This window comes from Lysinibacillus sp. 1 U-2021 (genome assembly GCF_029916965.1).
GTDB lineage: Bacteria > Bacillota > Bacilli > Bacillales_A > Planococcaceae > Lysinibacillus > Lysinibacillus capsici.
The window spans coordinates 2,145,452-2,166,970 of record NZ_CP123966.1 but is presented as its reverse complement, the minus strand read 5'-3'; the positions used below and the strand labels follow the sequence as shown (position 1 = coordinate 2,166,970).

Here is a 21,519-nt window from a genome sequence, read left to right as displayed (position 1 = left end):
GTTGAGAAAAATTATTGTAGGTTCTAGGAGAAGTAAATTAGCGCTAACGCAAACAAATTGGTTCATTAATGAATTAAAAGCGGCTGGTGCACCATTCGAATTTGAAGTAAAAGAGATTGTAACAAAAGGTGACCAAATTTTAGATGTACAGCTTTCAAAAGTAGGTGGGAAAGGGTTGTTTGTAAAAGAAATTGAACAAGCCCTTTACGATAAAGAAATTGACTTTGCTGTTCATTCTATGAAAGATATGCCTGCTGTATTGCCAGATGGGCTAGTGATTGGTTGTATTCCACCACGTGAAGATGCTCGTGATGCATTTATTTCGAAAGGGCATGTTAAATTTGCTGACCTTCCTGCGGGAGCAGTCGTTGGGACAAGTTCTTTACGTCGTAGTGCTCAGCTTTTAACAGTACGTCCTGATATCGAAATTAAATGGATTCGTGGCAATGTTGATACACGCTTAGCTAAGCTTGAGACAGAAGAATATGATGCCATTATTTTAGCAGCGGCTGGTTTGAAACGCCTTGGGTGGAGTGATGATGTAGTCACTGAGCTTTTACCTGTCGAACAATGTCTACCAGCTGTAGCGCAAGGCTCTCTTGGCATTGAATGTCGTGCCGATGATGCGGAGCTTTTAGCCGAATTAGGTAAGTTGACTGATTCATTCACTTGGCAAGAAGCACATGCAGAACGTGCATTTTTAGCGGCAATGGATGGTGGTTGTCAAGTTCCGATTGCTGGGTATGCCACTTCAAATGGGGAAGAAATTACATTAACAGGCCTTGTTGCTGCTCCAGATGCATCTGTTGTATATAAGGAAACAGTAGTTGGCACAGATGCACAAAAAATTGGAGAGGAGCTAGCTGCTAGTTTAACAAAACAAGGAGCTTTCGATTTAATTCAGCGTGTAAAGGCAGAGCAAGATGCCCAGTAATTTACCTCTAAAGGGTAAAACCATACTTTTAACAGGCACATCCAAGACAACAACCATTGTCGAAAATATAACAGCTTTAGGTGGACATGCCATCGTAGCCCCATTAATTGAAACTTGTGAACGATTAGATAGCAAGGATCCTGAACTATTAAACCACGCTAAGCAATATGATTGGTTGATTTTCACTAGTCAAAATGCTGTAGAAGCTTTTGCTAGTAAAATGCTTCGACATCAATTTAATGCAAGTCATTTCAAAGGAAAAATAGCTTCCATTGGAACTAAAACAACAACAGCATTAGAAAATTTAGGATTTCAAGTGAGCTTTATGCCTTCCATATTTAGTGCTGATATTTTCGTTAAAGAATTTCCGAGTGTAGCGGGTAATCAACCTAGATGTCTGTTTATTCGAGGAGAAAAGGCGAAAAGTACGTTGAAGGATGGATTGCCTTTTGAATTAAAAGAATGGACAGTCTATGAAACGATAGAACGACATGATCAAACATCTGTTATTGTCAGTTGCATCCAGCAACATCAAAATGTTACAGTGATTTTTGCTAGTCCTTCAGCAGTTGACGTGTATGCAATGGAAGTTGTGCCACATATTGGCTGGGAAGCAGCTCACATTGCAGCCATCGGCCATATTACGGAAGCAGCTCTTGAACAATACGGTGCTACTGTGGATATTATGCCAAGCGTTTATACAATGCAAGCAGTCATCGAAGAAATTATGAAAGTAGGGGACAAATCATGACAAAACTACAATTTCAAAGACACCGTCGTTTGCGTGCCAATGCAACGATGAGATCAATGGTAAAAGAAACATACTTACATAAAGAGGACCTGATCTATCCTATTTTTGTAATAGAAGGCGAAAATATTAAAAATGAAGTACATTCAATGCCTGGCGTTTTTCAATTTTCATTAGATAAACTAGAGGCAGAGGTGGATGAGGTCGTAGCATTAGGTATTCCTGCAGTTATTTTATTTGGCTTGCCAGCTGAAAAGGATGCGGTTGGAACAGGTGCATTTCATGATCATGGCATTGTGCAAGAAGCGACTCGACTCATTAAAACACGTCATCCTGAGTTGTTAGTCATCGCGGATACATGCTTATGTGAATTTACGGATCATGGACATTGTGGCTTAATTGAGGGCGATCAAATTTTGAATGATCCTTCATTAGATGTTTTAGCTCGCACGGCGATATCACAAGCAAAAGCTGGCGCTGATATCATTGCTCCATCAAATATGATGGATGGCTTTGTAACGGCAATTCGCGCTGGTCTGGATGAAGCTGGATTTGAACATATCCCGATTATGTCCTATGCAGTCAAATATGCATCCAGTTACTATGGACCTTTCCGTGATGCTGCAGATGGTGCTCCGCAATTTGGTGATCGTAAATCCTACCAAATGGATCCATCAAATCGTCTAGAGGCATTCCGTGAAGCAGAGTCAGATATCGAAGAGGGCGCAGATTTCCTAATTGTCAAGCCTGCCCTTAGCTATTTAGATATTATTCGAGACATGAAAAATAACTATCCATTACCGCTTGTTGCGTATAACGTTTCAGGTGAATATGCAATGATTAAAGCGGCTGCTATAAATGGTTGGATTGAAGAGAAAAAAGTTGTGCTTGAAACATTATTAGGCATGAAACGTGCAGGCTCTGATTTAATCATTACGTATCATGCAAAAGATGTTGCACGTTGGTTGGAGGAGAAATAAATGACACGTTCTTACGAAAAATCAAAACAAGCTTATGCTGAAGCTGTTCAATTAATGCCGGGCGGTGTAAGTAGCCCAGTACGTGCATTCAAATCAGTAAATATGGACCCAATTTTCATGGAATCTGGCCATGGGGCAATCATTAAAGACATTGACGGTAATGAATATATTGATTATGTATTGTCTTGGGGTCCGCTAATTTTAGGACATACACATCCAGAGGTAGTGAAAGCAATTGCAGATACAGCTGCGAAGGGTTCTTCCTTCGGTGCTCCAAGCTATACAGAAAATCGCTTAGCTCAATTAGTATTAGACCGTCTACCAGGAATGGAAATGATTCGCTTTGTATCTTCAGGAACAGAGGCTACTATGTCTGCATTACGTGTAGCTCGTGGTGTGACAGGACGTGATAAGATCTTAAAGTTTGAAGGGTCTTATCATGGTCACGGTGACTCCTTATTGATTAAAGCTGGTTCTGGTGTTGCCACATTAGGCCTACCTGATAGCCCTGGCGTACCTGCAGATATCGCCCGCAATACGTTGACAGTTGCCTATAATGATTTAGAAGGGGCAAAAGTGATTTTCGAGAAATTTGGCACTGAGTTAGCTGCGGTAATTGTGGAGCCAGTAGCAGGAAATATGGGTGTTGTACCTCCACAACCAGGTTTCCTAGAAGGTTTGCGTGCACTTACTGCAGAGCACGGTGCATTATTAATCTTTGACGAAGTTATGACAGGTTTCCGCGTTGATTATGGCTGCGCACAAGGATATTTTGGGGTAACGCCTGATATGACTACTTTAGGTAAAGTAATCGGAGGTGGTCTCCCTGTAGGCGCATTCGCTGGGAAAAAAGAAATTATGGAGCAAGTAGCACCCGCTGGACCAATTTATCAAGCAGGAACATTATCAGGGAATCCGCTAGCGATGACAGCCGGTTATGAAACGTTATCACGTTTAGACCATGGTACGTATGATTACTTTAAAAAATTAGGAGATCAGCTTGAGGCTGGTTTCCGTGAAGCAGCAACTAAATATAATATCCCGCACACTGTTAATCGTGCAGGCTCTATGATTGGCTTCTTCTTCACGAATGAAGATGTCGTTGATTTTGCTACTGCTAAGACATCAGATTTACAATTATTCGCTGAATATTTCCGTCTAATGGCAGAGGAAGGTATTTTCTTACCTCCTTCTCAATTCGAGGGACTATTCATCTCAACAGCTCACACGGAAGAGCACATTGCGACAACAGTGGCAGCATTCCATAAAGTATTTGCACAGTTAGCGCAATAAAATTTGATAGAGCATGCTAGAGTTTTTTCTAGCGTGCTCTTCTGCTGTTAAAAAACAAAACCATCACGAGAATTTTTGCGAAAGGTGAAAATGTTTCCGTTGTAGGCTACTTGCTTTCCTGTGGCCTCATCTCTTTAGCTATCCCACGGGAGTCAAGCACCTTCCGCTCCACCTCATAAATTTTCTTTATAGCAAAGGTTTTCAAATAAAGTGAAAGTGTTCACTACTCATTTTATGGAGAGGTGTTGTCACTCACGAACGCCCCCTGGATAGGACGCTGGCGGAAAGGAAATCAACCCTCGCCTTGTAAATTGCTTTATATCCCATTGACATTACCTTTTTTAATGGATTAAGCAGTAGGCATTATAGTGCTTGAGGAATACATGAGCAAAAAGGAATAATAGCATATATTTACTAGTAAGTAAGCTCAACTATACTGGATGAAGGACCTGCTTTTGTCAAAATTACATCTTTCAGCATAGCCAAATTGTGGGCGATATCGTTTATAATATAGCTATTCATAAAAGAAAGTAGTGAATTGATATGGCAACAGGCACACACACGGTCGAGGTACCCGTAGGGATTGAACATGTATGGGATTTCGTTAGTGATATGGAAAAATGGGCAAAGCTTGTCCCTGGTTATAATGCACATGAAATGATTGATGAGAAACACTCCACTTGGACTTTTAAAGGCAATGTTGGCGTTCTGAAAAAAACAGTTGAAGTAGAAATTACAATCTTAGAATGGTTAGCACCATCAAAAGTTACATTTGAATTAAAGGGTCTTTCTGATAACTTCACAGGAAATGGCTATTTCCTCGCAGAAAGTATTGACGCTGAAAATACTAAAATGACAGGATTCTTAGAAGTCATTGCGGGCGGGTTAGCTGGCCCTGTTCTAAATCCGATTTTTAAACCGATCGTTCCAAAGGCAACACAAATGCTAACAGATCGTGTAGCTAATAAAATTAAATTAGTAAATGTTTAATGATACGAACAACCATGGGAATGGCATGCTAGACTAATACTTCTAGCATGCCATTTTTTTAGTAGTATCTATTTTTAACTATGTTCAAATGGCAACACCCTAGCATACTATCCTTCGAATCGTCATATGATGCAAAGGGAGGGATTATTATCGAACACAAAACTTGGAATATGCGCGAAACATTTTGTTTTCCTGGATATGGCTGCCCAACTGAAATAGCAGCTGTTCAAATTAAGCCACAGTGGCAGGCAATGCAGTTAGAGGATTCTTTGCGACTTATGGGCATCTATCATATCACCGCACACGTTCGCTTTGATTTTCAAGATATGCAAGCATTTGCAGAAAATGAAGACTTAATTACAATTGATGCCCTTGATATTCAAGGAGATACTGGTTATTTTGAGTATGCCGTTCCTTTACATGTGGATTTACCAAAGGAATCCGATGTCAAAGATTTAATGGTCAAGGATATTCGCCCTAGTCTGACAAATCAGATGTGTCAGCTTGAGTGGACAGTCACAAGTGCTTTCAATGAATATGAACCTGTTGTTGAAAAAGATGTGTTAGACAATCCGCACCTATCAACACATGCTTTCGAACAAGAGGAGACATTAGCTGCAATTGAAGAAAGTGTTCAAGTGAAACAACCTGCCGCAGTAGCAGCAGCTTCACACCAAGAGAATTCTACAACAGTTGAGCAAAAAGCTGTATTAAGAGAATCCTCAAGCCATATTGTTGTACGCGAATCCAGTACTTGGCATGAAGTGCCTTCTATGATTTGGGATCTAACAGAAGAATATACACCGCTTAAAGTTCGTGTTTCAAATGATATCTTTCAAAAGTAAATAGCAGAGAAGTAGCAGGAGTAATAAGAAGACTAAATCACCTGATGTTGGCACAATAATGACACGGATAAACTGAAAAGCACAAATCGGCACGATGATGGTTCTGCAATAAAAACGAACTTGTCGTAGCCAAGGTGGTAAAAGCCAAGGGTTATACTTGCGTCGTCGCATTTGAATTGTCACTTCCTTTTCTATTTACTTTCCTCTTACTAAAAGATGACTAAATCACTTGAAAAATGACTCGATCCTGCGGTACAATAAGGAAAATCAAATACAGATGCTATGATAGGGAAGAGTAAATTTTGACTACATTTTCAGAGAGGAAACGGTAGCTGAGAAGTTTCTATTTGTACGAAATTGAAGGTAGCCCTTGAGCAGCTTTAGTGAACTAAAAGTAGTTAAAGCCGGTTAAACACCGTTACCGAATTGAGAGCCAGTAGAATAGGCTGAGAAAATATGTTTTTTAACATTTATCTTAACCCTGCTGGAATTAAAGGTGGTACCGCGAACTAAAACTCCTTCGTCCTTTTAGACGAGAGGAGTTTTTTTATTGGGTAAAAAAATAAATAGTTTTCTTTACCAACAATTTTCAAACAATAGGAGGAGTCAATATGACAGAAAACATTTCAATGCCAACTAAATATGACCCACAGTCCATTGAAGCTGGTCGCTATGAATGGTGGTTACAAGGGAAGTTTTTCGAGGCACAGCCTGAAAGTGGGAAAAAGCCCTATTCAATCGTTATTCCACCACCAAACGTAACAGGTAAATTACACCTTGGTCATGCTTGGGATACAACACTACAAGATATCCTCATTCGTATGAAACGCATGCAAGGCTATGATGCCCTATGGTTACCAGGTATGGACCATGCTGGTATAGCAACACAGGCAAAAGTAGAAGCCAAGCTGCGTGAGGATAATATTACACGTTATGATTTAGGACGTGAAAAATTCCTCGAAAAAACATGGGAATGGAAAGAAGAGTATGCTGGACATATTCGTGATCAATGGGCAAAGCTTGGTCTTGGATTAGATTATACACGTGAACGTTTCACATTAGATAAAGGTCTTTCAGATGCGGTAAAAACAGTTTTTGTTCAATTATATGAAAAAGGTTTAATTTATCGTGGTGAACGTATTATCAACTGGGACCCAGCAGCAAAAACAGCATTATCTGATATCGAGGTAATTTATCAGGATGTGCAAGGTGCCTTCTATCATATGAAATATCCATTAGCTGATGGCTCTGGCTATGTAGAAGTTGCTACAACACGTCCCGAAACAATGCTTGGTGACTCTGGGGTAGCTGTTCACCCGAACGATGAGCGTTATCAGCACTTAATTGGTAAAAACGTTATTTTACCGATTGTAGGTCGTGAAATTCCAATTGTTGCTGATGAGTACGTTGATATGGAATTTGGTACTGGGGTTGTAAAAATGACACCAGCCCATGATCCGAACGACTTTGAAGTTGGTAATCGTCATAATCTAGAGCGCATTCTAGTAATGAATGAAGACGGCACAATGAATGATCTTGCTGGCAAATATAAAGGAATGGATCGCTTCGAATGCCGCAAGCAAATTGTTGCTGATTTACATGAAGCAGGTGTGTTAATTCGCATTGAAGAGCATATGCATTCAGTAGGACACTCTGAACGTTCTGGTGCTGTTGTTGAGCCATATCTTTCAGCACAATGGTTCGTTAAAATGCAACCACTTGCTGATGCTTCCCTAGAGCTGCAAAAGGACGAAGAAGGGAAAGTAAACTTTGTTCCTGCTCGTTTTGAAAACACATATTCCCGCTGGATGGAGAATATACGCGATTGGTGTATTTCTCGTCAATTATGGTGGGGCCATCAAATCCCAGCCTGGTACCATAATGAAACAGGCGAAATATACGTAGGTAAAGAAGCCCCAGCAGATGCAGAAAACTGGACGCAAGATGAAGATGTACTAGATACATGGTTCTCTTCAGCACTATGGCCGTTTTCTACTATGGGTTGGCCAGATGAAGCAAATGAAGAATATAAACGTTATTATCCAACAAATACATTAGTAACAGGCTATGATATTATTTTCTTCTGGGTTTCTCGAATGATTTTCCAAGGTCTTGAGTTTACAGATCAACGTCCATTTAAAGATGTGCTAATTCATGGTTTAGTACGTGATGGTGAAGGGCGTAAAATGAGTAAATCACTTGGCAATGGTGTTGATCCAATGGATGTCATTGAACAATACGGTGCAGATTCATTACGCTACTTCTTAGCTACTGGTTCATCACCTGGTCAAGATTTACGCTATACAACTGAAAAAGTTGAAGCAGTATGGAACTTTGCCAATAAGATTTGGAATGCATCACGTTTTGCGCTTATGAATATGGATGGTATGACATATGATGAGATCGATTTAACTGGTGAAAAATCAGTAGCTGACAAATGGATTTTAACGCGCTTAAATGAAACGATTGAACGCGTAACCTCTCTTGCAGAGCGCTATGAATTCGGCGAAGTTGGCCGTGAATTATACAATTTCATTTGGGATGATTTCTGTTCTTGGTATATTGAAATGGCAAAATTACCACTTTACGGGGAGGATGAAGCAGCTAAAAAGACAACTCGATCTATTTTAGCTTACGTACTAGATCAAACAATGCGTCTTTTACATCCATTTATGCCTTTCGTTACAGAAGAAATCTGGCAGCACTTACCACACGAAGGTGAATCTATTACAGTAGCAGCATGGCCAACAGTACGCACAGATCTTCATTTTGCTGATGAAGCAGATAATATGAAGCTCCTAATGGATATTATACGTTCAGTACGTAATATTCGTGCGGAAGTAAATACACCGATGAGCAAAAAAGTACCGTTGTTTATTTCAGCGAAAGATGCAGCAACATCAGCTGTACTTAAAGATAATCAAGCATATCTAGAAAAATTCTGTAATCCTGACACTTTAACAATTGGTGAAGGTTTAGAGGCTCCAGGACAATCAATGACCGCTGTTGTGACAGGAGCACAGGTATTCCTGCCTCTTGTTGGACTGATCAATCTTGAGGAAGAAATTGCCCGTCTTGAAAAAGAATTAGAGAAATGGGCAAAAGAAGTAAAGCTTGTTACAGGTAAATTATCGAATGAGAAGTTTGTATCGAAAGCACCGGAAGCGTTAGTCAACGCAGAACGTGAGAAATTAGCAGATTACGAAAGCAAGCATGCAGTTGTGTTAAAACGTTTAGAAGAATTAAAAAATATGTAAAGACGAAGCGATGGATGACGAAAAAGTCATCCATTGCTTTTTTTATGTAGAGCTAAAGATATACATTGAATTAGGAAAAAATATATAGTATTATTTTAAATAAATTGGTCTAATAGATGATGTTGCTCACTGAAATAATAGGAAACAAAACCTAATTTCATGTTATTGAGCCGTGAAAAACCAAATCTAAGATTGGGAATGGATGTTTTTTGGATAGAGAGTCTTTTTTAGAAAGAAAATAAGAGCTAATGGAGGTGTTGAAAATGTCAGGGAATATAGCAACTATTATTACAAAAGTCAACAAAGCATGTGATGAATTAGACTTTGTAAGCGCGAGAGTATTAATCGAAACGAATCTCTTAAAATTATCAGAAGCAAAGTATTATCGCTTATTGAATACAAGTGGCCGTGTCCTTATTAAGCACATATTAGCAAATAGTAACCCCCAACAGGATAGCCCTAAATTATCGCGAACAGATTTATTAACGATCCAAAAAATTAATGAGTATTGCTCAGATTTTGATATATCGATGCTAAAAAGGACGTTAAAAAACGCTTTTGAATTAGTGCAACGCCCAGATGTCCATCCATTATTAAATAGTGATGCCAAAACTATTTTAAATAATATGGGTGCTTTATTAGGGGCTCACAAGGTACATTAAAATAATATTAGTACGAACACGCAGTTGCTAGCTGCGTGTTTTTTGTATTTTGTCATTTTGCTATGTTATTAAACGTTACTTGTACTAAAATAAAGTTATTGCAGTAAGAAGGAGTGTTTCTTTTGTTTAACACAATGAACGAATGTACAAAATTTATTTTTACATTAAAAGCAGTTGATCATAAACGTGCGCCACTTGTCCTTATGCGAGAAGTACTAGGGCATTTACATGAACCTCACAACAAGCTAAGAGTAATCCATGTAGCAGGTTCAAATGGTAAAGGTTCTACGGTGAACGCATTAAGAGAAATGCTTCAACATGCAGGCTACACTGTAGGGGCATTTACGTCTCCACATTTAGAGCGAGTTAATGAACGTATGACCATTAACGGCCACCAAATTTCGGATGAGCAATTTCTCTACTATTTCAATAAACTTGCGAAAATTATAGAAGAACACTACAATGGCGAATTTCCAAGCTTTTTTGAGGTAGTTACACTCATTATGTTTCAGTATTTTGCACAGGAAGGTGTAGATATAGCTCTTATTGAGACAGGGCTTGGAGGGCGTTTGGATGCGACTAATGTCGTAACGCCACTTTTAGCTATTATTACAACGATCTCGTTAGAGCATACAGCCTTTTTAGGCGACACTTTCGCAAAGGTTGCCGCTGAAAAAGCTGGTATCATCAAGGAAGGCATACCAGTTGTTGTAGGTGTTCATAATGAGGAGGCATTGGCTGTCATTAAAGCCACGGCAGAGGAACGACATGCGACGTGCTATGTTTTAGGTCAAGACTTCATGGTGACAAATAGTTGGCAAAGTACTGACTATCAGCATTTTACATATGAAAAGGACCCTGTCTTGATGAAGGATGTACCATTAAAAATGGCTGGTCAACATCAAATAAATAATGCAAGTTTGGCAATCACAGCCATGTTAACATTACGTCAGCAGGAGGCAATTGTCATTACTAATGAGTCTATTTGTCAAGGACTACAATGTGCGCAATGGGCAGGCCGCTTTGAGCAATGGCCAAATCAAATTGTGCTAGATGGTGCTCATAATTCAGAGGGGACAGCTGCTCTGATCCAAACACTAAAAAATGTCTATCCAAGAAACAATTATCACTTTATTTATGCGGCATTAGCAGATAAAGATCATGCCAACAGTATAGAACTAATGGATGCTGTTGCCACCTCGATCATTTTTACACAAATAGACCTGCCGAATGCAATGCCAGCTGAAAGCTTAGCGATGTTGTCGACTCATGCAAATAAAACGGTTCATACAGAATGGCTAAATAGCCTCCAAACCGTAGTGCGAGAACGCCAAAAAGAGGATATTGTTGTCATTACAGGCTCATTATACTTTATAGCACAAGCTCGACAGTGGCTACAGGAGGAAGGACGATGATCCCAAACTTTGATCATTATAAAGAGAAATGGCAGGTTAAAAGTGATGATATCATTAAACCAGGTCTTACAGCGATTGAAGAGGCTTTATCATATTTAGGTAATCCTGAGCAAACTTTGCGTGTTGTCCACTTAGCGGGTACAAATGGCAAAGGCTCTACGTTAACATTTCTAGAGGCAATTGCACAAGAACATGGCTTACGCGTAGGCAAATTTATGTCACCATGTATCGTTGATGTTCATGACCAAATTCAAATAGCTGGTCAACCTATAACAGAGGCTGAAATGGATCAGGTTTTCCAACAGATACATGAGGCTGGGCTGAGTGGCAAACTAACCGATTTTGAATTGCTGACGGTGGCGGCATTTTTACATTTTGTCAATGGGCAGGTGGATATTGCGCTGATTGAAGCGGGCATGGGTGGTTTATTGGATAGCACAAATGTGGTAACACCTATTGTCTCTATTATCCCAAGTATTGCTTTAGAGCACACAAAGTTTTTAGGGGATACGCTTGAAAGCATTGCACACCATAAAGCAGGTATTATTAAACAACAACGTCCAGTTATTATTGGTGATTTGCCTGGTGAGGCGAAGCGAGTTGTGGATGCAGTAGCCATTCGAAAAAAAGCCACTCTATTTGCATTAGGTCAGCATTTTGCCATTAAGCAAACAACTGATGGAGAAAGCTATATGAACGACGTGCAGCAGTTCCAGATAACGAACCTGAATCGTTCTATGAAGGGGACACATCAGGGGAACAATATGGCTCTCGCCATTACAGCATTTTTTGAAGTCACGTCAGTATTAGGCGTGTCTATTGATCAAACAGCTATTCGTCAAGCTGTGCAAAAGGCCTCTATTTTGGGACGCTTTGAAGAAATAATGCCTTTCGTTATATTGGATGGTGCGCATAATCCTGCAAGTGCTGAAAAATTAGTAGAAACGATTCAATGTGAATATCCAAATGAGCCGATAACATTTGTCGTTGGCATACTAGCAGATAAAGATATTCAGCAGATTCTCAGACTTCTAGAGCAGGTGAGTGATGACTTTTACTTCGTTGATTTTGCTAATTCACGAGCAATGCCAGCCCATCAAATGGTCAAACTTTCTCATGCAACATCGAAAACAACCTTGGTAGACTATACATCCTTTATACAGGCACAATCACATAGACAGCAGAGAACCATTGTAGCAGGCTCGTTATACTTATTAACAGAGGTTCGTCATAGATTAAAACAATGAAAAAACTAGGGCTCTTGAAAGTGAGTCCTAGTTTTTTTATAGCTGCAAATTTAGATTGTAATGAGTCCCGTATCAAAAAATAATAAATTCGCATTTACCCTATGGAATGTACATATAATATCATATGATGTTGGCATAGATAGGTGGAAGGATGAGGTGATAGTTGAATGAAAATTGTAAGTCATGTGATGAAAAAACAAATATTTCGAGCAATGATTATTGGTGGATTTGTTGGACTATTAGGTGTAGCAATTTTTCTGGGCGTTTTACAAGCCAGCACACAATTACCTTTAAATAAAAATGGTAGTGAAGTGGCAAATAATCAATCACAAACAGAAACGATTCCAACTGCCGGAGAGACAACCAATACATCTAATGCATCGATGTTTTATGCAAGCCAAGCCGGCGTGTATTCAAACTATGAGAGCGCAAGTTCATTTGTTGCTGAGTATCCTGCCTTAAAAGAGAGCGCGATCGTTCAAGTTGATGACAAGTTTTATGTGTGGACAAGCATGGTGACGGAGGAAAGTCAGCTAAAATTTTTACAGGACCCCGCAACCTTTAAAAAGGCATTTAGCGTCAGTGGTGAAAGCTGTAAAGAACCTACCTTGGCAGAAATACCAACTGCTTTAGCAGATAAAAATGCCGCAAAATTAAATTTTAAGGAAAATGGCAAGGACTCAACGCTACCTGAGGATTGGCAGTCCATTGGCGCAGCGGCCTCTACTATTTCCAACGATATCAACATCATTCGTCTGCATGTTTTTGCACATTACCAATCTAAAAATACGTGTCTTCAAGTGAAGTTTTAACAATAAATAATAATGAAATCTTCATTATCTTGTTTTTTTGAAAATTTTCAAATTGTGCATTCTTCTGTATCATAAGGATAAGGAGGAATGATCAGATAATGTTAAAAACAAATCATAAGCTTGTCCTTGCTTCTGCTTCCCCTAGGCGCAAGGAATTGCTTAACATGCTAGCACTCCCGTTTGAAGTCTTGACAAGTGAAGTGGAAGAAACAAGTGTACAAGCTCATACAATGCAGGATTATGTAAAAGGAGTAGCTTTATTGAAGACGCGTGATGTAGCCAAAAAAGCAGCTAATGCCACGATTATTGGTGCAGATACAATCGTTGTTTACAATCAAGAGCTACTACATAAACCTAAAACGCGTGAGGAAGCTATTTCTCACTTATTACGTTTGTCAGATAACAAACATAGTGTGATGACTGCGGTCGCTATAATCGAACCGAATGGAAAGGAAACGACCTTTGTGGAAGAGACTACAGTTGTTTTCCACCGTCTATCGCAGGAATTAATCGAAGCTTATGTAGATTCAGGAGATCCTTTTGATAAAGCGGGTGGTTATGGCATTCAAACGATTGGTACACTATTAGTTAAACGAATTGAAGGAGATTATAACAACGTTGTAGGTCTACCACTTGCAGCTTTGTTTTCGCAATTGGTGGATCTACAGATAGTCCAATTTGCGAAGGAGTGAACATTTTTGCTAGAAGACGCTTTACCAACTTTGATGATACGTGATGTCAATATAGAGGATCGCCCCCGTGAACGGCTATTACGACAAGGAGCTGAGAGTTTATCGAATCAAGAGCTACTCGCTATTTTATTGAGGACAGGCACAAAGGAAGAATCTGTGCTTGTTCTTGCAAATAGGGTGTTAAATGTTTTTGAACGACTCCATCATTTGAAGCATGCAACCATCGAAGAAATGATGGCGATTAAAGGAATTGGCGAGGTGAAAGCTATTCAATTAATGGCTGCCGTTGAACTTGGTAGAAGACTGGCTCAAAAACATAATGATGAGAAATTCACAATACGTTCTCCGCAAGATGCAGCAACTTACTTAATGCCTGATATGACGTCGCTTAATCAGGAGCACTTTGTAGTCCTTTTTTTAAATATAAAAAATCAAATTATTCATAAGCAGACGATTTTCATTGGCAGTTTAAATGCTTCCATTGTTCATCCTAGAGAAATATTTCGAGAAGCTGTCAAAAGGTCTGCCGCTTCTATTATATGTGCCCACAACCATCCAAGTGGTGTGCCAACACCGAGCACGGAGGACATTGAAGTAACAAAGCGAATTGTTGAAGCAGGCTATATTATTGGAATAGAGTTAATAGATCACGTCATCATCGGTGATCATCAATATATTAGTTTAAAGGAAAAAGGATATTTTTAACTCTGCATACAATATGCAGAGTTTTTTATGATGAATCCATTTGTTGTTTAGAAGATGCTATTACTATAAATGGCCTTAATTATAGCCAATCCTAAAAATTTTTTGTATTTTTTTGTGGTATATTGGCGAACCTTTTTTCTTACATAACGTTAATGTATTCATAGAAAAGCAATTATCTTCACAAAAATTGGTAGCCTGATACACATTGTCTTATGGGAATAAAAATTATATGCTAATCTATACGTACTATTTTTAGTTTAAGAGGGAATTAAAATAGTATCTTTTCTGTGAGATGAAGTATGTGATACTACAAATTCTTGCGTTTTTCCGTTATAATGAACGGTATGAATTTTATCTTTATTCAGGGAGGACTCCCATCAAAATTGGTGGTGAGGTGAATGAGTGTGTAGTTTTTTCATAGGTGTAAACTACCAACTGATGGAGATAAAAAAATTTGACAGATGTTATGGACGTTGAAAGGAGTCAATTGTGTATGTACACAATTCAATTTCCTATACATTGTCGTCAAATATATTGGATGTCAACGAAAGTATGGCTTATATAGAAAGGGAGTACACAATTTGTTTGGACTAGGAAGCAAAGATGTCGGGATTGACCTCGGCACAGCGAATACATTAGTGTTTATTAAAGGAAAGGGAATCGTATTACGTGAACCTTCAGTTGTAGCAAAAAATACAAAAACAGGGGATATTGTTGCCGTTGGTAATGATGCGAAAAATATGATTGGTCGAACACCTGGCTCAATCGTAGCAATTCGTCCAATGAAAGATGGCGTTATTGCTGACTTCGATATTACAACAGCAATGATTGAGTATTATTTAAAAGAAGCATGTAAAAACTCTGGAGGCAACTGGAAAAAACCAAATGTTATGATTTGTGTACCTTATGGTATTACTTCAGTGGAGCAGCGTGCTGTTATTGATGCTGCACGCCAAGCAGGTGCAAAAGAGGCGTTCACAATCGAAGAGCCATTTGCAGCAGCAATCGGTTCAAATCTTCCTGTATGGGATCCTACAGGGTCAATGGTTGTTGATATCGGTGGAGGTACAACAGAAGTTGCCGTTATTTCTTTAGGTGGTATTGTAACGAGTGAATCTGTACGTGTTGGTGGTGATGCAATGGATCAATCCATCATTTCGTATATCCGTAAAACGTATAATTTAACAATTGGTGAACGTACAGCGGAAGCCGTGAAAATGGAAATTGGTACTGCATTGGCAGAAGGACCAGAAGCACGAATGGATATTAGAGGTCGTGACCTGTTAACAGGATTACCGAAAACAATCGAAATTTCTTCACAGGAAATTTCTGAATCCTTACGTGAAGCGGTTGCCTCTATTATTGACGGTGTTCGTAAAACATTAGAACAAACACCTCCAGAATTATCTGCTGATGTAATGGAGCGTGGTATTGTATTAACTGGTGGTGGGGCACTGCTAACAAACTTAGACAAAGTAATCAGCCAAGAGACAAATATGCCAGTATTCATTGCAGAAGATCCTTTAGACTGTGTAGCGATTGGTACAGGTAAGGCATTAGATCATATCGACTTAATTCGTCAACAACAAGTTAAAGGGTAAGGAGGTTTAGGCAATGCCACACTTTTTTTTCAATAAGAAAGTAATTTTGCTGCTCATAGGCATGGTTTTTCTTGTGGCATTGATTAGCTTCTCATTACGTGATCGGACGAATGCAACTTTACCAGAGCAAATTATTAAAGATACTGTCGGTTTCGCACAATCGCTTGTTGCGAAGCCGGCGAATTATATTAATGGTGTTTTTAATAGTATTGACTCCCTCTTAAACACGTACGAAGAAAATAAACGTTTGAAAGCACGCTTAGAAGATTTTGCAGTTGTACAAGCTGAGGCTACGGATTTAAAATCAGAGAATAACAAGCTTCGAGAGCTTTTGGATAAAACTGAGAGCTTAAAGGCATTTAATCCAATTCAAGCAACAGTGATTGCTAGAAATCCTGACCAGTGGGAAGAGAAAATTATTTTAGATAAAGGGTCTTCTCATGGAGTCAAAAAAAATATGGCAGTTATGACCGCGAAAGGGTTAGTGGGGAAAATTACCCTAGTTACACCTTTCACATCTGAGGTAGAGCTTTTAAATACAAATAATCCAAACTATCGTGTTTCCGCGATGGTGCTAGGAGAAAAAGAAGCATACGGTTTAATCGAGGGCTTTGATGAAGAACGTAATGAACTCATTATGAAGCGAATCGATTCTAGCATGAAGGTGAAAGAAGGCGAGCAAGTAGTTTCTTCAGGTCTTGGTGGTATTTTCCCTAAGGGAGTGCCGATAGGAGAAATTACGGAAGTTAGTACAGATGACTTTGGTTTAACGAAAATGGCGTATGTCAAACCATCTGCTGATTTTTCAATTTTAGAGCATGTTGTGATTGCCAAGCGAACATCCACAAGTATTGATGGTTCAGATGGCAATGCAACGAATGAGGATTTATCGAATCCGCAAGAGGCGAGTGAAGAGGAGGCGGAGTGATGGTTCGATTTCTCATTCCCTCTGTAGCGGTTTTACTATTCCTGTTAGAACCAGAATTTGCTATGCTTTCCCCGATTGAAATTAAAGGGGAAGTCTATTTTCTGGTACCGCGTTTTTTAATCTTATACCTTATTTTTATATCCATCTATTACAGCCGTCAACGTGCGGTAATGTATGGACTTTTTTTTGGTGTCTTGTATGATGTGTTTTACATTGATATTATTGGATTATATTCAGTACTTTATCCACTTATATGTTTTTTGGCAGGGTCTATCGTGAAAGTTATACATCAGCACTTAGTTGTAACAACTACAATTTCAGTTGTACTAGTAGCGATTTTAGAATTTATTCTCTATCAATTCTTTTTCCTAATCGATTTTACAGCAATTCCTTTAGCGGATTTCTTACGTTCACGACTACTACCAACAATCATTGCGAATGCTTTATTTTTAATGATTCTTGGGTGGGCCTTCAAGTATCTAATTAATGCGCGTGTCTTACAGAGAGCACGTGAGGTTTCTTAACAAAGAACAACGTGAGGTGAGGCATTCATGAAAAAACAGTTAGTTAATATGAAGGGAACGAAGGACGGTTTTGTACTACGCCTAGACGACCAATGTGCGTATAGTGAACTAGTGGAAGAATTAAAGAATAAGGTTTTAGAGGGCGGTATCGATGGTAAAGTTGATGTACAATTATACTTAGGCTATCGATACTGTACTGAAGAACAATTAAATGAACTTATAAAAATTATAGAAGAAACAGAACAGCTTATTGTATCGAAGGTGCAAAGTGAAGTACTGACTGTCCACGAGAGCAACCAGAAGATGTTTGAAAGCCAACAAGATACATATATAGGAGTGGTCAGATCAGGACAAATTCTGCGTTCATCTGGGGATATTACCATCATAGGAAATGTCAATCCAAACGGTCGTGTTGAGGCTGGAGGTAATGTATATGTCCTAGGTAGACTTAAAGGGATTGCACATGCTGGTATGCAAGGCAATAAAGAAGCAATTATTGCAGCATCTCGATTTGAAGCCACGCATATCATGATTGCCGATCAAGTTCAGGTAATGTCAGATGAACATGTAAAAGCGATAAATCAAGTAGAAATGACTTGTGCATTTATTGGCTACGATGGACGCATTACGTACGATCAAATTCATGCCTTAAAAAATATTCGACCATTGTTAAATGTGTCTAAGGGAGGAAGCTAGTGTGGGAGAAGCGATCGTCATAACTTCAGGTAAAGGCGGTGTCGGTAAAACAACGACAACGGCTAACCTTGGGACTGCATTGGCTCTACAAGGTAAAAAAATATGTTTAGTGGATACGGATATTGGCCTACGTAATTTAGATGTGATTTTAGGCCTTGAAAATCGTATTATTTATGACCTAGTTGATGTGGTGGAAGGACGCTGTAAAATTCATCAAGCATTGATTAAGGATAAACGCGTAGATGAGAAACTATTTTTATTACCTGCTGCTCAAACAACAGATAAAAATGCTGTTACCCCTGAGCAAATGAAGAGCTTAGTAGAGGAATTGAAAAGAGATTATGATTATGTATTAATCGATTGCCCAGCGGGAATTGAGCAAGGCTACCGTAACGCTGTTGCTGGTGCAGATCATGCGATTGTTGTCACAACACCTGAAATTTCTGCTGTTCGTGATGCAGATCGTATTATTGGTTTACTGGAGCAGGAAGAGATCACAGCACCTAAACTGATCATTAATCGTATTCGACAACATATGATGAAGAGCGGTGACACACTGGATGTCAATGAAATTACAACTCATTTATCTATTGATTTATTAGGCATTATTATAGACAGTGAAGGCGTCATCTCATCTTCTAATAAAGGTGAACCAATTGTAATGGACCCCTCAAATAAAGCGTCATTAGGCTATCGAAATATTGCCCGTCGTATTCTTGGTGAATCAGTGCCATTAATGGCTATACAAGATGAGCAAAGAGGGATGTTTTCAAAACTTAAAGCCCTTTTCTCAAAATAAATTAAAACCTTTTCGTGCAATTGTACGAGAAGGTTTTTTCTTGTGCATGTTTGGACATGCAATCACATATAGTGAGGAAAAAAGGATGAGGGCTTGTTTAAAAAATGGAAATGGTTTGTCACGATACTTCTTGTGGCGGCGATCATGCTTGTAATTCGTTTAGAGGACCAGGGTGTAGTGGATACACCTGTTCGGAAGCTTGTTACAACCTCTGCTGATTTAACGTATTTAAGTGAACTCGGACAAAGCTGGTTCGAAAAAGAAAAAGAGACCATCATGGTTTCTAGTGATGTAGGGCAGGCAGATCTTTTAACATTTGCGAATGCCCAAGTATTTAAAGAAGGCTATCTATTGCAGTATGATGTTGGCTTACCTATCTATGCTGGTCAAAATGGATTAGTCGTTTTTACTGGCCATACAAAGTACACAGGTAAGACCATGACCATCAGCTATGAAGATGGTACAACCGTTTCCTATGGTATGTTAGATAGTTTAGCTCAACTACCATACACATCTATTCAAGCAAATGATTTAATTGGCATGAAAGAAGCGGGTCAACTTTATGTGTCCATCGAAAAGGGAGATGCCCATTATGATTTAGAGCAAATTGTGCAATGGCTTGAAACGACGGAGACAAATGAGGATTAAATTACATCTTCTGTGTATCCCTCTCGTATTTGTCATGATTTTTAGTGGCCAGTTAGCCTATTACGCGATCATTCTGTTTTCCTTACTGTGGCATGAGGCTGGTCACTTAATTGCGGCAGTAATGTGTGGAGTGAAGGTGAAATCCTGCGTAATTACACCATACGGGGGAGAAATTCAATTTGAAAATCCAGCGGTTGTGCAAGCTTCGTCACTCCTATGGATTGCATTAGGAGGGCCAATCGCTACGATTATTGGGATTGGCCTCGCTTTTTTTATGCCTGATTTACTCGCTACTAAGCTTATAAATGTACAACTCGTGTTATTGGCTGTAAATATTGTACCCATCATACCGTTAGATGGTGGAAGGATATTGTTAGCCTGCCTATTTTTAAAATATCCAAGAGCTCACGTGATAGAGCTATATTATTGGTTATCATTCATCGTAGCTACTATTCTATTACTTGTCACTTTCAAGTTCTTGCCACAATCTATTTTTTTAGCCATCATAAATTTATTCATCTGGTTGCAAGTGTTGAAAGAATGGCGTTATCGAAAATATCGAGTTGCTTTTGAAAAATATGTTATGAATAGATTGACTTGAAAAAATTCGTGTGGTAATATTTTAATGTTATTGTTTGTAGCACCCGTGCTACTACAACCGCTCTGTAAAGGTTTAAGTGTCTAGTAGATCACCTTATGAAACAGGCGAGTCTGAGTCTAAGAGGAGGTGCAGTAAAATGTACGCAATTATTGAAACTGGTGGTAAACAAGTCAAAGTAGAAGCTGGTCAAGAAATCTATGTTGAAAAATTAGGCGTAGAAGCTGATGAGGTTGTAACTTTTGATAAAGTTTTATTCGTAGGTGGCGAAAACGTTAAAGTTGGCGCTCCATTCGTAGAAGGCGCTACTGTAACAGCTAAAGTTGTTAAAGAAGGCCGTGCGAAAAAAATCGTTGTTTTCAAATTGAAAGCTAAAAAGAACTACCGTCGTAAACAAGGTCACCGTCAACCTTACACAAAATTAGTTGTTGAAGCAATCAACGCTTAATTGTGAGGTATAGCGAATGATACAAGTTACGATTCATCACGATGAAAATAGACATGTGTCAGCATTCGAATTTTCAGGACATGCTGGTTATGATGAATCTGGTAAGGATTTAGTATGTGCAGGAGCATCAACTATAGCCATCGGTACAGTGAATGCTATTTATGCATTATTACAAATTCAGCCAGAAATCGAACAAGCTGCTGAAGGTGGAGGCTATCTCAAGGTAGATTTACCATCAGACATAGAGCCTGAAGTAGATGCAAAACTACAGTTAATTGTTCAAGTAATGACTGCCCAAGTGTATTCTATGGTGCAAAATTACGGACAATACATCCAAATCAACTACAACCAAGTAGGAGGTGGAACTCGATGAAATTATTATTAGCATTAGACCTTCAACTTTTTGCATCGAAAAAAGGGGTAGGTTCTACTAAAAACGGACGTGACTCTGAGTCTAAACGACTTGGTGCAAAACGTGCTGATGGCCAATTCGTAACAGGTGGTTCAATTCTTTACCGTCAACGCGGTACAAAAATTTACCCAGGTACAAACGTAGGTCGTGGTGGTGACGATACACTATTTGCTAAAGTTGACGGCGTTGTTAAATTTGAACGTTTAGGTCGCGATCGCAAACAAGTATCTGTTTATCCAACAACACAAGAAGCTTAATCTTTTATAAGATAACATAAAGCGGAGG

The 21,519-nt window shown here is 39.0% G+C and carries 24 protein-coding genes and 2 other annotated features; of the genes, 23 read left to right on the top strand and 1 reads right to left on the bottom strand.

From position 1 onward, the window contains the following. Position 1 precedes the first annotated feature (1 nt). The 6 genes from hemC (at position 2) to QH639_RS10975 (ending at position 5,790) form a co-directional block, all read left to right on the top strand. Positions 2-934 (top strand): hydroxymethylbilane synthase, encoded by a 933-nt coding sequence (hemC, locus tag QH639_RS11000; RefSeq protein ID WP_131520471.1) that lies wholly within the window; start codon positions 2-4, stop codon positions 932-934. After that, positions 924-1,685, top strand: a complete 762-nt coding sequence (locus QH639_RS10995) for a uroporphyrinogen-III synthase (RefSeq protein WP_131520472.1) — start codon at positions 924-926, stop codon at positions 1,683-1,685. Before hemC ends, QH639_RS10995 begins: the two co-directional genes overlap by 11 nt. After that, entirely contained in the window at positions 1,682-2,662 is a 981-nt protein-coding gene (hemB, locus tag QH639_RS10990; protein ID WP_054550020.1) for a porphobilinogen synthase, read from the top strand. The genes QH639_RS10995 and hemB overlap by 4 nt, the downstream gene beginning before the upstream one ends. Continuing rightward, positions 2,663-3,955 (top strand): glutamate-1-semialdehyde 2,1-aminomutase, encoded by a 1,293-nt coding sequence (hemL, locus tag QH639_RS10985; protein WP_131520474.1) that lies wholly within the window; start codon positions 2,663-2,665, stop codon positions 3,953-3,955. A 543-nt stretch (positions 3,956-4,498) separates the two neighbouring features. Further along, complete coding sequence (locus QH639_RS10980) at positions 4,499-4,945, top strand: SRPBCC family protein (RefSeq protein ID WP_131520475.1); 447 nt, start codon at positions 4,499-4,501, stop codon at positions 4,943-4,945. An 80-nt stretch (positions 4,946-5,025) separates the two neighbouring features. Then, positions 5,026-5,790, top strand: coding sequence for a valyl-tRNA synthetase (locus QH639_RS10975; RefSeq protein ID WP_281116053.1), 765 nt, complete (start codon positions 5,026-5,028; stop codon positions 5,788-5,790). Here QH639_RS10975 and QH639_RS10970 read toward each other — a convergent pair. After that, positions 5,767-5,961: a hypothetical protein gene (locus QH639_RS10970; protein WP_036124009.1), complete on the bottom strand. Its 195-nt coding sequence runs from the start codon at positions 5,959-5,961 to the stop codon at positions 5,767-5,769. The two genes, QH639_RS10975 and QH639_RS10970, sit on opposite strands and share 24 nt — an antisense overlap. 102 nt (positions 5,962-6,063) lie before the next feature. Continuing rightward, positions 6,064-6,321 (top strand) — a binding site (T-box leader). Positions 6,322-6,401: 80 nt separating this feature from the next. Here QH639_RS10970 and QH639_RS10965 point away from each other — a divergent pair. The 17 genes from QH639_RS10965 (at position 6,402) to rpmA (ending at position 21,491) form a co-directional block, all read left to right on the top strand. Further along, positions 6,402-9,047 carry a valine--tRNA ligase gene (locus QH639_RS10965; RefSeq protein WP_281116052.1) on the top strand — a complete coding sequence of 882 codons (2,646 nt, stop codon included), beginning with the start codon at positions 6,402-6,404 and terminating at the stop codon, positions 9,045-9,047. A 263-nt stretch (positions 9,048-9,310) separates the two neighbouring features. Further along, positions 9,311-9,709 carry a hypothetical protein gene (locus tag QH639_RS10960; RefSeq protein ID WP_131520478.1) on the top strand — a complete coding sequence of 133 codons (399 nt, stop codon included), beginning with the start codon at positions 9,311-9,313 and terminating at the stop codon, positions 9,707-9,709. A 134-nt stretch (positions 9,710-9,843) separates the two neighbouring features. After that, positions 9,844-11,124, top strand: coding sequence for a bifunctional folylpolyglutamate synthase/dihydrofolate synthase (locus QH639_RS10955; protein ID WP_193767348.1), 1,281 nt, complete (start codon positions 9,844-9,846; stop codon positions 11,122-11,124). Continuing rightward, a complete protein-coding gene (locus QH639_RS10950) occupies positions 11,121-12,371 on the top strand; it encodes a bifunctional folylpolyglutamate synthase/dihydrofolate synthase (protein ID WP_281116051.1) in 1,251 nt (416 codons plus the stop codon). Before QH639_RS10955 ends, QH639_RS10950 begins: the two co-directional genes overlap by 4 nt. Positions 12,372-12,538: 167 nt before the next feature. Beyond that, on the top strand, positions 12,539-13,183 hold the full coding sequence (locus QH639_RS10945) for a hypothetical protein (protein ID WP_131520481.1): 645 nt from the start codon (positions 12,539-12,541) through the stop codon (positions 13,181-13,183). A 98-nt stretch (positions 13,184-13,281) separates the two neighbouring features. Further along, complete coding sequence (locus QH639_RS10940) at positions 13,282-13,875, top strand: Maf family protein (RefSeq protein ID WP_131520482.1); 594 nt, start codon at positions 13,282-13,284, stop codon at positions 13,873-13,875. A 33-nt stretch (positions 13,876-13,908) separates the two neighbouring features. After that, the gene (radC, locus tag QH639_RS10935) at positions 13,909-14,580 is read left to right on the top strand and encodes a RadC family protein (RefSeq protein ID WP_175400705.1); all 672 of its coding nucleotides are present in this window, start codon (positions 13,909-13,911) and stop codon (positions 14,578-14,580) included. A 581-nt stretch (positions 14,581-15,161) separates the two neighbouring features. Next, positions 15,162-16,181, top strand: coding sequence for a rod shape-determining protein (locus tag QH639_RS10930; protein ID WP_004226654.1), 1,020 nt, complete (start codon positions 15,162-15,164; stop codon positions 16,179-16,181). Positions 16,182-16,194: 13 nt separating this feature from the next. Next, complete coding sequence (gene mreC / locus QH639_RS10925) at positions 16,195-17,109, top strand: rod shape-determining protein MreC (RefSeq protein ID WP_048395155.1); 915 nt, start codon at positions 16,195-16,197, stop codon at positions 17,107-17,109. Next, positions 17,109-17,633 (top strand): rod shape-determining protein MreD, encoded by a 525-nt coding sequence (gene mreD / locus QH639_RS10920; RefSeq protein ID WP_004226656.1) that lies wholly within the window; start codon positions 17,109-17,111, stop codon positions 17,631-17,633. Before mreC ends, mreD begins: the two co-directional genes overlap by 1 nt. Positions 17,634-17,660: 27 nt before the next feature. Continuing rightward, positions 17,661-18,329 carry a septum site-determining protein MinC gene (gene minC / locus QH639_RS10915; RefSeq protein ID WP_131520483.1) on the top strand — a complete coding sequence of 223 codons (669 nt, stop codon included), beginning with the start codon at positions 17,661-17,663 and terminating at the stop codon, positions 18,327-18,329. A gap of 1 nt (position 18,330) precedes the next feature. Then, complete coding sequence (gene minD, locus QH639_RS10910; protein ID WP_131520484.1) at positions 18,331-19,128, top strand: septum site-determining protein MinD; 798 nt, start codon at positions 18,331-18,333, stop codon at positions 19,126-19,128. A gap of 93 nt (positions 19,129-19,221) precedes the next feature. Beyond that, positions 19,222-19,776, top strand: coding sequence for a peptidoglycan DD-metalloendopeptidase family protein (locus tag QH639_RS10905; protein ID WP_016991889.1), 555 nt, complete (start codon positions 19,222-19,224; stop codon positions 19,774-19,776). Beyond that, the gene (locus QH639_RS10900; protein ID WP_131520485.1) at positions 19,766-20,377 is read left to right on the top strand and encodes a zinc metalloprotease; all 612 of its coding nucleotides are present in this window, start codon (positions 19,766-19,768) and stop codon (positions 20,375-20,377) included. Before QH639_RS10905 ends, QH639_RS10900 begins: the two co-directional genes overlap by 11 nt. Positions 20,378-20,422: 45 nt before the next feature. Then, positions 20,423-20,499: a sequence feature (ribosomal protein L21 leader region), on the top strand. Between the two features lie 14 nt (positions 20,500-20,513). Then, positions 20,514-20,822, top strand: coding sequence for a 50S ribosomal protein L21 (gene rplU / locus QH639_RS10895; RefSeq protein WP_004226667.1), 309 nt, complete (start codon positions 20,514-20,516; stop codon positions 20,820-20,822). Between the two features lie 16 nt (positions 20,823-20,838). Further along, the gene (locus QH639_RS10890) at positions 20,839-21,195 is read left to right on the top strand and encodes a ribosomal-processing cysteine protease Prp (protein ID WP_016991891.1); all 357 of its coding nucleotides are present in this window, start codon (positions 20,839-20,841) and stop codon (positions 21,193-21,195) included. Beyond that, on the top strand, positions 21,192-21,491 hold the full coding sequence (gene rpmA / locus QH639_RS10885; protein WP_016991892.1) for a 50S ribosomal protein L27: 300 nt from the start codon (positions 21,192-21,194) through the stop codon (positions 21,489-21,491). Before QH639_RS10890 ends, rpmA begins: the two co-directional genes overlap by 4 nt. Positions 21,492-21,519: the final 28 nt, after the last annotated feature.

Coding starts and splice junctions, on each gene's coding strand:
- QH639_RS10995 (WP_131520472.1), top strand. CDS start 924: ATGCCCAGTAATTTACCTCTAAAGGGTAAAACCATACTTTTAACAGGC.
- hemB (WP_054550020.1), top strand. CDS start 1,682: ATGACAAAACTACAATTTCAAAGACACCGTCGTTTGCGTGCCAATGCA.
- hemL (WP_131520474.1), top strand. CDS start 2,663: ATGACACGTTCTTACGAAAAATCAAAACAAGCTTATGCTGAAGCTGTT.
- QH639_RS10980 (WP_131520475.1), top strand. CDS start 4,499: ATGGCAACAGGCACACACACGGTCGAGGTACCCGTAGGGATTGAACAT.
- QH639_RS10975 (WP_281116053.1), top strand. CDS start 5,026: ATGTTCAAATGGCAACACCCTAGCATACTATCCTTCGAATCGTCATAT.
- QH639_RS10970 (WP_036124009.1), bottom strand. CDS start 5,961: ATGCGACGACGCAAGTATAACCCTTGGCTTTTACCACCTTGGCTACGA.
- QH639_RS10965 (WP_281116052.1), top strand. CDS start 6,402: ATGACAGAAAACATTTCAATGCCAACTAAATATGACCCACAGTCCATT.
- QH639_RS10960 (WP_131520478.1), top strand. CDS start 9,311: ATGTCAGGGAATATAGCAACTATTATTACAAAAGTCAACAAAGCATGT.
- QH639_RS10955 (WP_193767348.1), top strand. CDS start 9,844: ATGAACGAATGTACAAAATTTATTTTTACATTAAAAGCAGTTGATCAT.
- QH639_RS10950 (WP_281116051.1), top strand. CDS start 11,121: ATGATCCCAAACTTTGATCATTATAAAGAGAAATGGCAGGTTAAAAGT.
- QH639_RS10945 (WP_131520481.1), top strand. CDS start 12,539: ATGAAAATTGTAAGTCATGTGATGAAAAAACAAATATTTCGAGCAATG.
- QH639_RS10940 (WP_131520482.1), top strand. CDS start 13,282: ATGTTAAAAACAAATCATAAGCTTGTCCTTGCTTCTGCTTCCCCTAGG.
- radC (WP_175400705.1), top strand. CDS start 13,909: ATGATACGTGATGTCAATATAGAGGATCGCCCCCGTGAACGGCTATTA.
- mreC (WP_048395155.1), top strand. CDS start 16,195: ATGCCACACTTTTTTTTCAATAAGAAAGTAATTTTGCTGCTCATAGGC.
- mreD (WP_004226656.1), top strand. CDS start 17,109: ATGGTTCGATTTCTCATTCCCTCTGTAGCGGTTTTACTATTCCTGTTA.
- minC (WP_131520483.1), top strand. CDS start 17,661: ATGAAAAAACAGTTAGTTAATATGAAGGGAACGAAGGACGGTTTTGTA.
- QH639_RS10900 (WP_131520485.1), top strand. CDS start 19,766: ATGAGGATTAAATTACATCTTCTGTGTATCCCTCTCGTATTTGTCATG.
- rplU (WP_004226667.1), top strand. CDS start 20,514: ATGTACGCAATTATTGAAACTGGTGGTAAACAAGTCAAAGTAGAAGCT.
- QH639_RS10890 (WP_016991891.1), top strand. CDS start 20,839: ATGATACAAGTTACGATTCATCACGATGAAAATAGACATGTGTCAGCA.
- rpmA (WP_016991892.1), top strand. CDS start 21,192: ATGAAATTATTATTAGCATTAGACCTTCAACTTTTTGCATCGAAAAAA.